Below are 11,723 nucleotides of genomic sequence, written 5' to 3'. Positions count from 1 at the left end.
CCGAGCGCCGGCTCCGTGGCGTGGCGCGCCGGGATGATCTCACACCGGCGGTCGCGGGGAGGTCCTGGAACCGGCCACGCGCAGGGCCCACCAGATCAGCGGCGCCTGCATCGGGAGACGGGCGTACGCGGCCGCCCGGTACGCCGGAGGGCGCCGCCGCCAGTCCCATGCCATCTTGACGTTCGCCGGAAAGACCGCCGCGAAGAGACCGGCGGCGGCCAGCCCGCCCGCGCGGCGGGTGCGCGGATGCGCGAGCGCCGCGGCGACCGCGAGCTCGGCGGCGCCGCTGAGATACGTCCACGTCCGTGCCCGGCCGGGCAGACTCCGCGGCACGATCGGGTCGTACACGCGGGGGGCCGCGAAGTGCGTGGCACCGGCGGCGGCGAGCAGCAGCGCGAGGCCATAGGCACTCCGGGGCGCGGACACGCGACCAGCATGCCACGGCCCGGGCGGCCGGCCGCTCAGGACACCGTGACGCCCGGGACACCGCGCCTCTCAGGGGACCGTGGCGCGCAGGCCGCCGGTTCGCAGGTCGTAGATGCTGACCAGGGTGCCGAACCGGGCGACGAGCACCTGCCCGGCGTGGCTGAGAACCAGCTCGTACGTGCCGGTGCCCCTCCACACCGCGGGCGTGAACGGCGGCGCGGTCGTCTTTCCGGTGGTGGCGTTCCACAGCTGCACCGGATCGTCCGTGCTCGCCGCGAGCACGGTCTGCCCGTCGGCGCTGACCTCGACCGCGCTGAAGATGCCGCCGCCGGTGAAAAGAGTCGTTCCCCGGCCCGCGGGCCCGTCCCACACGAGCACCTCGCGCGGTCCGGCCGCCACGAGCCGGCGTCCGTCCGGGCTGAACGCGAGCGCGTCGATGCCGCCGACGTACGGCGGCAGGACGGTGGCGCGACCGGTGGCGGCATCCCAGATCCGCGCCGACAACGCCTCCTCGGCGACGCTCCGCGCCGGGCTGCCGCCCGCGTAGGCCGAGGACGGCAGGCGGCCCGCGGAGGCGACGGTGCGCCCGTCGGGGCTCAGTGCCAGCGCGCGGAGCTCGATGCCGGCCGAGTCGAGGGTCGCGAGCGCGGCACCGGTGCGGGTGTTCCAGAGCCGGATCGTCCCGTCGGACCCGGCGGTCGCGAGGGTCCCGCCGTCCCGGCTGAACGCGAGGAGGGTGACCCGCGCGGAGTGCCCGCGCAGCGCCAGCGCGGTGCCGGCCGGGGTCAGGCACCGCAGCCGCACGAGGCCGGCGTCGTCGGCCACCGCGAGCGTGTGCCCGTCCGGGCTGAAGGCCACGCCGCGGACCGGCCCGGGGTCGGTGAAGGCCGCCGCGCCGCGACCGGTCGCGGTGTCCCACAACGACACGGTCCCGGTGGCGGTCGCGACGGCCAGGGTGCGGCCGTCGGCGCTCACCGCCAGCTGCTGTACCCCGGACGGGCTGGCCGGTGTGCCGCGCGCCGGCAGGTCGGTGCAGCCCACGGGGGACGCCGACGCGGTGGCGCCGGTGGACCGGTCGGCGCCGGGCCGCTCGGCGTCGCCCCGGTTGGCGCGGATCAGCAGGGCGGTCACGGTCACCAGCGCGAGCACGGACACCGCGACCGTCACCGCACGCAGCGCGGACGGGCGGCTCCGTTCGACGTCGTCGGGCGGGAGATCCGGTGCGGGTGGCGGGACGGGTCCGATCCGCACCCCGACGGGTATGGCCGGCGCCTCCTCGACAGCCTCGCGGTCGGCGGCGGCCGGTTCCTCGGTGGCGGCCGTTTCCTCTTCGGTGGCGGCCGTTTCCTCCTCGGCGTTCGGCGCCGGCAGGACCGCGGAGTCCGGTGCGTACAGGCTCCCCTCCGCCACGACGAGCTCGGGCCGCTCCAGCACGGTCGGCGCCACCCCCAGCGCCCCGTGCAGAAGCGTCGCCACGAGCGGGATCCGGGTCGAGCCGCCGACCAGGAAGACCCCGTTCAGCGCACCCGGCGCCACCCCGGCCTCGCGCACCACGGCCAGGGTGGCGTCCATCGTCCGCGCGAGCACGGGCCGCGCCAGTCGCTCGAGCTGTTCGCGGCCGAGGGGCGCCTCGTCGTCGAAGAGCGGAACGTGGACGAGCGTGGCCGAGGCCCGCGACAGGATCTCCTTGGCGGTGCGCACGTCCTCGCGCAGCGACCGGGCCGCCCGGCGGTCCTCGCCGGACCCCGGGTGGGTGAGGCGGCGCCAGCGGTCGGGGTCGCGGTCGGAGTACACCGTGCCGAGGTACTCCAGGAGGGCCGCGTCGATGTCCAGCCCGCCGGCGTCGGACAGGCCCCGGGTCGCGAGGAGCTCGAAGCCGGCACCGGCGCGGCGGACCACCGTCGCGTCGAAGGTGCCCGCGCCGAGGTCGTAGACCAGGATCGTGCCGACCGGTGGCAGGTCCGCCACCCGGACGTAGTAGCTGGCCGCCGCCACCGGCTCGGCCACGAGCCGCACCCCGGCCAGCCCCGCCGCCGACGCCGCGTCGAGCAGCGTGCCGCGGCGGCGGCCGCCCCACCCGGCCGGGCACGTCAGGACCGTCCGCTCCGGTGCGGCGCCGGCCACCCGGTGCGCCTCGGCGGCCACCCGTGACAGCAGCGCCGCGAACAGGTCCACCACGGGTATCCCGCGCCCGTCGAGCAGTACCGTCCCGTCGTCGACGGTGCGTTTGGGGTTCGGCTCGTACCCGCCGGGCGAGGTGCGGGCCGCGAACACCGCGTCGCGGCCGACCAGCAGGGTTCCGTCGCGGTCCAGGCACACCGCGGAGGGCAGCAGCTCGACGCCGTCGAAGTGCAGCGGCCGGACCCGCCCGGTCGGATCGGCCAGCACCGCCACGGTGGTCGAGGTGCCGAAGTCGACACCCAATCGGTGCCCTTCCATGGCCGCCATCCGCGTACTGTACCGACCCGGGCGGTACGACCGGTTCCGGCGACGGGCGTGACCGGCGGGCCGGTTGCCGGTGCCCGGTCGCGGGGCTAGCGTCCGGTCGTGGCGTACGCCTTCGACGACCTGGAGCTCGACCGGGACACGGTCGAGCTGCGGCGCGCGGGTGTGCGGGTACCGGTGGAGCCGCAGGTGTTCGAGGTTCTCGCCCACCTCGTGGAGCACCGCGACCGGGTGGTGCCCAGGGAGGAGCTGATGGACACCGTCTGGGGCGGCCGGTTCGTCAGCGAGACGGCCGTCACCAGCCGGATCAAGCAGGCCCGGCAGGCGATCGGCGACAACGGCCAGGCGCAGCGGCTGATCCGCACGGTGCACGGTAAGGGCTACCGGTTCGTCGGTCCGGTCCGGCAGGTCGAGGCCGCGCGGCCCGGGGACGCGCCGGTGCGCTACGCCGTCAGCGACGGGCTGCACATCGCCTACCAGGTGACCGGCCGCGGCGAGCGGGACATCGTGCTCGTCGCCGGGTTCGTGTCGCACCTGGAGCTGGACTGGGCCGACCCCCGGCACGCCGCGTTCCTCGACCGCCTCGGCACCTTCGGTCGCCTGATCCGCTTCGACAAGCGCGGCACGGGGTTGTCCGACCGCCCCCGGGACATCCCCGACCTCGAGACGCGCATGCACGACGTGCTCGCGGTGATGGACGCGGCCGGGTCCCGCCGGGCGGTGGTGTTCGGCTACTCGGAGGGCGGCCCGATGGCCTGTCTCCTCGCCGCGACGCACCCGGAGCGGGTGGAGGCGCTGGCGCTGTACGGCTCCTACGCCAAGCGGCTGCGGGCCGACGACTATCCGTGGGCGCCGACGCGGGCCGAACGCGACGCGTACGCCGAGCGGCTGGCGCTGGAGTGGAGCTGGGAGGCCGACATGCGGGTCATGGCGCCGTCGGCCGACGACGCGATGGCCCGGTGGTGGGGGCAGCGCGCCCGGGCGGCGGCCCCGTCGACCGTGCGCGCGTTGATCGCGATGAACAGCCTCGTCGACGTCCGCGACGCGTTGGGCTCGGTGCGCGTGCCGACGCTGGTGATGCACCGCCGCGGCGACCGGGACAGCACCGTCGACGAGGGCCGCTACCTCGCCGGGCGGATCCCCGGCGCCCGGTTCGTGGAACTGGCCGGCGCCGACCACTTCGTGGCCATCGACGCGCACCAGATCCTCGACCGGGTCGAGGCGTTCCTCGGCGACCTCACGTCCGCGCCGGCACCGGCCCGCGCGCTCGCCGCCGTGCTCGCGGTCGCCGGCGACGGCGCGCGGCCGTCCGGTGGAAGGGCCGGGCGGACGCCCGGAGGCCGCGACGTCGTGGTGTTCGACGGACCGGCGACCGCGATCCGCGAGGTGACCGGTCTCCTGGGCGCCGCCACCGCGTTCGGGTTGGACATCGCCGAGGTGCCGCTGTCGGGCTCCACTGTGGACGGTGCGGGCGTGGACTCCGCCGTGTCGCTGGCCGACCGCGCGGGTCCGGGCCGGCTGCTGGTCTCCGCCACGGTGCGCGACCTGGTCGCGGGCGCCGACCCGGGCCTGCGTCCGGCCGGTGACGGGACGCACGTCCTCGGCCCGTGACCGGGCCCGACTTCTGGAGACGGGATGCTGCACCCGGTCTCCAAGCTTCACCACGGATCCCCACCGATCCTTGACGCATGCCGACGACGACGCGACCGCGGGCCGACGCGGCCGCCGGTGCCCGGGCGATGCTGCCGCTGCTCCTGGGCGTCATGCCGCTGGGGCTGGTGGTCGGCGTCGCGCTCGCGCCGTCGGGTGTGCCGACCACCGTCGCGAGCACCGTGCTCATCTACAGCGGCAGTGCCCAGCTCGCCGCCGCCGACCTCGTCGGTGCCGGTGCCCCGGTGGCGATGGTCGTGCTGACGGTCCTGCTGATGAACGCCCGGCTGGCGATGTACTCCGCCGCGACCGCGCGGCACTGGCGGCACCTTCCCCTGTGGCGGCAGGCGCTGTTCGCGGCGCTGCTCGTCGATCCGTCGTTCGTCGTCGGCGTCGAGGGCTACGAACGGCGCCGCGGGCACGCCTACTACCTGGGCGGCGCGGTCGTCCTGTGGTGCGGCTGGCAGACCGCGGTCGTGGTGGGGGTCGTCGCCGGAGCGGTCGTGCCGGAGTCGGTCGGCCTGGACTTCATGGCCACGCTGTACCTGGTCGCGCTCGTCGCGACGAAGCTCGGCGACGCCGTGACCCGCGTGTGCGTGGCCGCGTCGGCGGCGGCCGCTGTCGCCGCGACGTTCCTGCCGTTCCACGTCGGCACGGTGCTCGGCATCGTCGCCGGCGTGGCGGCCGCGTCCCTGTACCGGCACCGGAGGTCGGCGTGATCCCCACCGTTCTGGCCGGCGTCGTCACCTACGTGCTGCGCTTCGCGCCGCTGGCCCTGATGCGCCGCTGCGAGCGTCCACAATGGATGGACCGGGTCGGCGACCTGGTCACCCCGGCGGCCTTCGCCGCCATGGGAGCCGCGGCCCTGGCGACGGCGGCCGCGACCGGCCCGGCCGGGGCGGGTGCCGGAAAGCTCGCCGCCGCCGCGGTCGCGGGCGCCGTGGCCCATCGCACCCGCTCGATGTGGGCGGCGATCGTCGTCGGGATGGTCGTGATGCTCGCCCTGAGAGCGGCGACCGGCTGACGGCGGCTCACCGTAACTTAAGGTTAATTTGCATCTTCGGTGCAGATATCTACCGGGGACGGCTCCACCGTCTGCTAGCGTCGCCGGACATGGCGAAACGTCACAGGAAGGCGCGACCGGTCTCGATCATCGTGACCATCGGCGCGCTACTGAGTGTATTCGGTGTGACGGTTGCCGCACCGTCGTGGGCCGACGACGACCGGGCGGAGGCCTGCCTGCGCGACACCCGGAAGGTGGAGCTGGTCAACCTCGGCAGCCCGTTCGGGGCCGAACCGGCCACGGTCCGGTGGAAGACCGACGTGCCGGCAGGCTGCGACGCGGTCTCCATCGAGCTCAACGGCCGCCCCGTGGCCCGCGAGGGCACGATGGAGGCGCAGCGTGACTCGTTCGGCGGCGCGGACTACTGGCTGCAGGCCCGGTACGGCGCGAAGGCGGACGGCAGGACCAGGGGGCTCGGCGTCACCTCGTTGCTGCGCGGCCGGATCGTGAGCTACGCACGCCAGGGCGACTCGATCGTGGAGGTGCCCACCGGACCCGGAGCGGACGTCGCCGCGCGGATCGCGCACCGCGTGCTCGGCGCCGTCTCCGAGGAGGTGCGCACCAACATCGTCAACGTCATCGAGATCCACCTCATCCCGGTCGGGGTGAGCATGACCGACCTACCGGCGTTCGCGTCCCTGCGCGGCCAGACCACCTGCGCCGACGGGACCATTGCCGGCTGCGTGGACGACCGGCCCTGGGACGACGTGCGCGGCCTCCACTGGGGTCGATACCTCGAGCGCAACGCGGTGGTTGCCGCGACCGGGGTTGAGGACCTGGTCATGGGTCCCGACGCCGAACCCGGCCAGATCCCGGGCTACACGCTGGTGCACGAGCTCGCCCACGCGGTGCTGAGACACGGCCTGCCCGCCCGCCACGCCGAGGTGGAGGCCATGCTGGCCACGCAGAAGGCGCGCGGGTTCGAGGCGAACTTCATCGGCGGGGACGAGTACACGTCGTCGAACATCGACGAGTACTTCGCCGAGTCCAGCACGGCGTACCTGGAGATCGCACCGCACGAGGTGTTCCGCGTCGAGCACACCCGCGAGACCCTGGGCGCCTACGACCCGCCGATGCTCGACCTGCTGAGATCCGTGTACCCGTACGCCTGACCGGTGACCGGCGACGCGCCGGTGGCGAGAGCCGGAGCCGGCGCCGCGTACCTCAGCGGCGGCGGCCCGGGCGGGCGGGAGTTCGCGTTCACGGCGGCGCTGACCTACGTCGCCTTCCGCGGGCTGGACTCATGGACGTTCATCGGGGTCGGCTGGTTGCTGCACACCGCGTGGGACGTCGTCCACCACCTCGCGGACAACCCGATCGTCCCGTCCGCGCACGACTCGTCGCTCGGCTGCGCGATCTTCGCGGGGTTCGAGGGTCTGTTGATCGTTGTTCGAGGAACGGAAATGCAGTGGGGCTTCAGGTTCGTTCCTCGGACGACGATCAAGGCGGCCGGCACAGGCCCGGTGGGCAGGTTTGCGATGACGGACAGTGGGGGCGGGGGGTCCCGTCCGAGCTGACATGTCGGCTTTGCCCAATCAGCGGCTGCGCGCGAACCCGCGACTCGGGACACCGGCACGAGGTATGACGGGGGTCACAGGAACGCGTCGCGGCCGTCGGACAGGTTCAGGGACATGGGGAAGAGTCTGCGCGTCCGGGTCCGGGCGGGCGATCCGGAGGCGTTCAGGGAGCTGTTCGTCGACCATGCCCGCCCGGTGTACAACCACGCCTTCCGGTTGACCGGCACGTGGTCGACGGCCGAGGACGTGGTCTCCCTGACGTTCCTGGAGGCCTGGCGGCTCCGCGACCGCATCGACGACGGCGACGGGTCGCTACGGCCGTGGCTGCTGGGCATCGCGACGAACGTCGCGCGCAACGTCCGGCGGGCGGCCCGACGCCACGACGGCGCGCTGGCCCGGCTCCCCCGGCCGCAGCCGGTGCCGGACCTCGCCGAGGAGGTCGGCTCCCGCGTCGATGACCGCGAACGCCTGGCGCGGGTGACCGTGGCGTTGGCGGCGCTGCGCGCGTCCGAGCGCGAGGTGCTGGCGCTGTGCGTGTGGGCGGGGCTCGACCACGCCGAGGCCGCGGCGGCACTCGGCGTGCGGGTCGGCACCGTGCGGTCGCGGCTGTCGCGCGCCCGCGCCCGGCTGACCCGCCTCGTCGCCACCGGAAAGCTGCCACCGCCCGGAGAAGGTCGGGAACCTCCCGCCGCCACCGGACAGACCAAGGGTGGCCGCGACCGTGCGGCCCTGCTCGCCGAGGAGGAGGTCCGATGAGCCCGAACGATCGTGAGGAACTGGCCCGGCTGGTGCCGGCGCCGGTGGAACGGGACCTTCCGGGCGACCGTCACCACCAGCTCGAGGAGTTCCTGATGAGCGAAATCCGGCGCACGCGCCCCGCACAGGCACGACGTTCCGTCCTTGTCACGTCGGCAGTGACCGCCGTCGCCGCGGTCGCCGCCGCGGTCGGTGTCGGGGTCGCGGTGGCCGGGCAACCGCGTGACGGCCGGGTGGCGCCCGGCCCGGCGCCGCTGTCCGGTCAGCAGCTTCTGCTCGCGGCCGCGGACGCCGCGCAGCGGCAGCCCGAGGGCACCGGGACCTACTGGCATGTCACGATCGTGGCGAAGGACGGCACGGGGAGCGCCACGGACCGGTGGGAGACCTGGGCAGACCGCGACGGCGCCAACTGGGTCCGGTTCCCCGGCGGCATCCCCGACCCGAGCGTCAGTGGCAAGCGGATCCACACGCCCGTCCGGTGGGGCGACCGCGGGTTCTCGCTGTGCGGACCGGACATCACCTTCGCCGAACTCCAGGGTCTGCCGACCACGCCCGACGCGCTGACGGCGGCGGTCAGCGCGATTCTGGACAGGGCCGAGACGCTCGCGGCGCCGGAAAGGCGCAGGCGCGTCCTGTACGGGCTGATCGCCCTCGTCTCGCAACTGCCGGCGCCACCGAAGGTGCGGGCCGCCGCGTTCCAGGCGATCGCCGCCTACCCCGACGTCGTCAACGCCGGCCCGGTCGACGGCGGTCAGGCGCTGCGGATCCCCATCCACGAGGGGGCGCAGGCGCGAGTGGTCATCGACCCGGTGGCCGCGCGGATCCGCGAGACCGACTTCCTGGTCCTGGGTGACTTCACCCTGTACGCGACGGACGGCGGATCCTCGACGGTCACCGCCGGCTGGACGGACTCCCTGCCCGCCTAGCGAGGCGCTGGACGGTCGGGTGCGCGCGCGGGAAGAAGGCCGGGCCCCGAACCCGCTCAGTCGAAGGACAGGACCGCCTCGACGGGCCGCCTCGCCGCGCGGACGCTCGGCGGGTCGGCGTAGGCAAGCCCGACCAGCAGCACCGCGCGGCGCCGCGGCGGCTGCGGGACCACGGCCGCGAACCGGTCGCGCAGGTGGCGCAGGGTCGCCCGCTGCCGCCCGTCCAGCGGCTCGGGGGCGTCGAGCAGCGGGAACAGGTACAGCAGGGCGGTCATCGGGCGCACGGCCACGCCCAGGGCCGTGGCGGTGAGCCACATCCGCTGCATGGCGCGCCCGCCCCGCAGGTGCTCTCCGGAGGGCACGGACAGCACGCCGAGCGCGGACGAGCCGGCCACCGCGGCCCGGGCCGGCCGTTCCAGTGCCGCGCCGCCGCCGAACCCCGGCAGCGGGGCGAGGTTCGACCAGTCGCGGGTCAGGCACAGGAACGCGAGGTCGACGGCGTCGAGTTCCAGGGCGGTCACGTCGATGCCGTCCCCGGTGCGTCGCGCCTCCTCGGTGGTCCAGCGCAGCTCCGCCATCATCTCTGCGTGCAGGGCACCGGTCAGGAACCTGAGCCGGTCGCCGGCGCCGAGGATCGCGGCGAGCTCGGCCATCCGGGGCCGGTCGGTCACCAGGTCGAGGTGGGCGCCGGCGTCGGCGGCGCTGCCGGTCAGCGCGGCGGCGTGGGCGTCGGTGAGCGGGCGTCCGTCGCCGCGCCGGCGGTTCGTCGCGCGGACCGGGATCTGCGCGGCCAACGCGGGGACCGGCAGGTCGGGCGCCGGCGTGAAGCGCAGCTCGCAGACCAGTCCGGGGTCCGCCGGGTCGGGGAACGTCCGGGCCTCGGCGCGGTGGCCGGCCGCGGCGGCGCCGAGCACGATGTTCTCGACGCGGCGCCGATCGCGAGGTGGGTCGCGGTCCGGTCGCGGTCCAGGAGGGTGGACGGGCGGCGCGCGTCGATCCGGCACCGCAACAGTCCCGGCGCGGCGGTGAAGTGCCACGGCTGCGCGTTGCCGCCCGAGGGGGCGCGGACCCCCAGCGCGACCAGTCGCCGCATGCCCTCCTCGTCCAGCGGGGCGCCCCGTTCGGGCAGCGGCAGGTCCGGGGTCTCCGGCGTCTCCGCCGGGGCGTCCGCCGGTTCGGGCAGTGGCGGCAGTGGCGCCTCGGCGCCGGCCGCCACCAGCCGGTCGAGGTCGACGTAGAAGCGGCCGGACACGGGCAGGTCGCCGAGCAGGAGCCGCCGGGCCGCGTCGGTGGCCGTGGCGGCGCCCAGGGCCACGCCGGACGCGAGCTGGGGCCACGAGCCGATGGTCTCGCCGATCTCCAGCAGCGACGGCCCGAAGCGGGGCGAGTGGTCCGAGCCGCCGAGGATGGCCAGCACAACCGGGATCCGCTCGCGCGGGGTGAGCCCGGCGAGGTCGGCCGCGGCGAGCCCGCCGAGCAGCCCGTGCAGGACCGGCCGGTCGGGTTCGAGGTCGTAGCGCTCGATGTCGAGCATGCCCCGCTCGTTGGTCTCCATGATCACGGGGATCCGGTGTGCGCGGGCGCGTTCGCGGGCGAGCACCTTCAGGACGACGTCGTCGCACTCCTCCAGTACGAGGTCGAGGCCGGTCAGGAACCCGTCGGCGGTGTCGGCGTCCAGCCCGGCGGGCCAGATCCGGATGTCGAGGTACGGGTCGATCTCGTACATCTGGCGTGCCGCGAGCACCACCTTGGCGACCCCGAGGTCGGCGACGCTCGCGCGCAGGCGGTTGGTGTTCGACAGGCTCACGTGGTCGGGGTCGGCGAGCCGGAACTGGCGGCCCACGCCCTCCTGGGCCAGGGTCACGGCGACGGCCGCGCCGACCGACAGCCCGATGACGCCGATCCGCCGGGCCGCCAGCGCCTCCTGCTCCGCCGCGGTGATCTTGTACCGGTTGCGGTCATGGCGGACCTCGCGGAACTCCGCCTCGGGCAGCACGTGCACGAGGCGCCCGATCCACGGGTACAGCACCCACGTGCCGTACTCAGCGGCCGGGACGCCCGCCAGGTGGTCGGCCACCGCCGAGGTCACCAGGTCGGGCCGCGCCGACAGCTGCGGGCTGCGGCCGGTCACCAGTTCGGCGAGCTGGTCGGTGATGGTGTCGTGTGTGCCGGTCACCGCGTGGCCCCGACGCAGGGCGGGCAGGCCGTCCGCGTCCGCCAGCACCGGCCGCCAGGGCGCGGTCATCGCGCGACCACGGCGGCGGGCATCCGCGCGGCGGTGGCGCGCAGCCGGCCGAGCAGGTGGTGCCGGGGGCTGTAGCCGAGGTGGAACTGCTCGACGCGGCCGGTCGGCGGGAAGAGACCGGCCACGCACGGCACGGTCCGCAAGAACTGGTACGCGGCGACCAGCCGCGGGTTCTCGGCGATCGCGCGCCGGTAGACGGCGGTGTCCCAGTCGACCGGGTAGCGCCGGACCGCGACCGCCCGGGTCACCTGCGCCAGCGGTCCGGGCAGGCCCAGACCCCGGTGGTCCGGACGCACCCAGAGCCCACCGATGTGGCCGACCGTGCCGGTGAAGTCGGGCGCGTCCGCCGGCAGCACGCACGGGACCGGCGTCCGCAGCGCCGGCGGCACCGGGTCGAACCACAGCCGGCCGGTGCGGATCAGCTCCGCGAGCGGACCGGCGCGCAGCACCCGGTACGCGCAGCAGGCCACCGTGTCTCCCCCGTCGTCGACGACGGCGAGCCAGAAGCCGGAGCCCGGACCCACCGGGCTGTGCCGCGGATCGAACGAGGGGTTCACCCCGTCGGCGGAGCCGCACCCGGCCAGCAGCGTGGCCCAGCCCGACAGGTCGTCGTGTGTCTCCAGGCGCAGACCCCACGGGTCCAGCAGCCGGGCCGTCCCGGCGAGGACGCGCTCCGACAGCACAGAGAACATCGT

The 11,723-nt window shown here is 75.1% G+C and carries 12 protein-coding genes; 7 read left to right on the top strand and 5 right to left on the bottom strand.

From position 1 onward, the window contains the following. Nucleotides 1–39 precede the first annotated feature (39 nt). On the bottom strand, nucleotides 40–426 hold the full coding sequence (locus Voc01_RS35335) for a DoxX-related protein (RefSeq protein ID WP_203932002.1): 387 nt from the start codon (nucleotides 424–426) through the stop codon (nucleotides 40–42). 69 nt (nucleotides 427–495) lie between these two features. Then, entirely contained in the window at nucleotides 496–2,874 is a 2,379-nt protein-coding gene (locus tag Voc01_RS35330; protein WP_203932001.1) for an Hsp70 family protein, read from the bottom strand. A gap of 99 nt (nucleotides 2,875–2,973) precedes the next feature. Between Voc01_RS35330 and Voc01_RS35325 the strand changes: the two genes are divergently transcribed. The 7 genes from Voc01_RS35325 (at nucleotide 2,974) to Voc01_RS35295 (ending at nucleotide 8,783) form a co-directional block, all read left to right on the top strand. Continuing rightward, nucleotides 2,974–4,482, top strand: a complete 1,509-nt coding sequence (locus Voc01_RS35325) for an alpha/beta hydrolase (protein ID WP_203932000.1) — start codon at nucleotides 2,974–2,976, stop codon at nucleotides 4,480–4,482. Nucleotides 4,483–4,559: 77 nt separating this feature from the next. Beyond that, nucleotides 4,560–5,240, top strand: a complete 681-nt coding sequence (locus Voc01_RS35320) for an AzlC family ABC transporter permease (protein ID WP_203931999.1) — start codon at nucleotides 4,560–4,562, stop codon at nucleotides 5,238–5,240. Then, nucleotides 5,237–5,545 (top strand): AzlD domain-containing protein, encoded by a 309-nt coding sequence (locus Voc01_RS35315; protein ID WP_203931998.1) that lies wholly within the window; start codon nucleotides 5,237–5,239, stop codon nucleotides 5,543–5,545. The genes Voc01_RS35320 and Voc01_RS35315 overlap by 4 nt, the downstream gene beginning before the upstream one ends. Before the next feature lie 89 nt (nucleotides 5,546–5,634). Then, the gene (locus Voc01_RS35310) at nucleotides 5,635–6,696 is read left to right on the top strand and encodes a hypothetical protein (RefSeq protein WP_203931997.1); all 1,062 of its coding nucleotides are present in this window, start codon (nucleotides 5,635–5,637) and stop codon (nucleotides 6,694–6,696) included. Nucleotides 6,697–6,699: 3 nt separating this feature from the next. Further along, the gene (locus tag Voc01_RS35305) at nucleotides 6,700–7,101 is read left to right on the top strand and encodes a DUF6010 family protein (RefSeq protein WP_203931996.1); all 402 of its coding nucleotides are present in this window, start codon (nucleotides 6,700–6,702) and stop codon (nucleotides 7,099–7,101) included. A 114-nt stretch (nucleotides 7,102–7,215) separates the two neighbouring features. Next, nucleotides 7,216–7,857, top strand: a complete 642-nt coding sequence (locus Voc01_RS35300) for an RNA polymerase sigma factor (protein WP_203931995.1) — start codon at nucleotides 7,216–7,218, stop codon at nucleotides 7,855–7,857. Beyond that, on the top strand, nucleotides 7,854–8,783 hold the full coding sequence (locus tag Voc01_RS35295) for a CU044_5270 family protein (protein WP_203931994.1): 930 nt from the start codon (nucleotides 7,854–7,856) through the stop codon (nucleotides 8,781–8,783). Before Voc01_RS35300 ends, Voc01_RS35295 begins: the two co-directional genes overlap by 4 nt. A 56-nt stretch (nucleotides 8,784–8,839) precedes the next feature. Here Voc01_RS35295 and Voc01_RS35290 read toward each other — a convergent pair whose 3' ends face one another. Genes Voc01_RS35290 through Voc01_RS35280 form a run of 3 tightly spaced genes read right to left on the bottom strand, consistent with a single transcriptional unit; the run spans nucleotide 8,840 to nucleotide 11,720 of the window. Continuing rightward, nucleotides 8,840–9,577: a nitroreductase family protein gene (locus Voc01_RS35290; protein WP_203931993.1), complete on the bottom strand. Its 738-nt coding sequence runs from the start codon at nucleotides 9,575–9,577 to the stop codon at nucleotides 8,840–8,842. Further along, nucleotides 9,493–11,028: an Rv1355c family protein gene (locus Voc01_RS35285; RefSeq protein WP_203931992.1), complete on the bottom strand. Its 1,536-nt coding sequence runs from the start codon at nucleotides 11,026–11,028 to the stop codon at nucleotides 9,493–9,495. The genes Voc01_RS35290 and Voc01_RS35285 overlap by 85 nt, the downstream gene beginning before the upstream one ends. Further along, the gene (locus tag Voc01_RS35280) at nucleotides 11,025–11,720 is read right to left on the bottom strand and encodes a hypothetical protein (RefSeq protein WP_203931991.1); all 696 of its coding nucleotides are present in this window, start codon (nucleotides 11,718–11,720) and stop codon (nucleotides 11,025–11,027) included. Before Voc01_RS35280 ends, Voc01_RS35285 begins: the two co-directional genes overlap by 4 nt. Between the last annotated feature and the right edge of the window lie 3 nt (nucleotides 11,721–11,723).

The organism is Virgisporangium ochraceum (assembly GCF_016863655.1).
Taxonomy (GTDB): Bacteria; Actinomycetota; Actinomycetes; order Mycobacteriales; family Micromonosporaceae; genus Virgisporangium; species Virgisporangium ochraceum.
Note: the sequence above shows the minus strand (reverse complement) of the source record. Positions and strands in the feature narration are given on the sequence as shown.

Excerpts from the sequence above, each read along its gene's own strand:
- Voc01_RS35330 (WP_203932001.1), bottom strand. The coding sequence starts at position 2,874 with ATGGCGGCCATGGAAGGGCACCGATTGGGTGTCGACTTCGGCACCTCG.
- Voc01_RS35320 (WP_203931999.1), top strand. The coding sequence starts at position 4,560 with ATGCCGACGACGACGCGACCGCGGGCCGACGCGGCCGCCGGTGCCCGG.
- Voc01_RS35310 (WP_203931997.1), top strand. The coding sequence starts at position 5,635 with ATGGCGAAACGTCACAGGAAGGCGCGACCGGTCTCGATCATCGTGACC.
- Voc01_RS35300 (WP_203931995.1), top strand. The coding sequence starts at position 7,216 with ATGGGGAAGAGTCTGCGCGTCCGGGTCCGGGCGGGCGATCCGGAGGCG.
- Voc01_RS35295 (WP_203931994.1), top strand. The coding sequence starts at position 7,854 with ATGAGCCCGAACGATCGTGAGGAACTGGCCCGGCTGGTGCCGGCGCCG.
- Voc01_RS35285 (WP_203931992.1), bottom strand. The coding sequence starts at position 11,028 with ATGACCGCGCCCTGGCGGCCGGTGCTGGCGGACGCGGACGGCCTGCCC.
- Voc01_RS35280 (WP_203931991.1), bottom strand. The coding sequence starts at position 11,720 with ATGTTCTCTGTGCTGTCGGAGCGCGTCCTCGCCGGGACGGCCCGGCTG.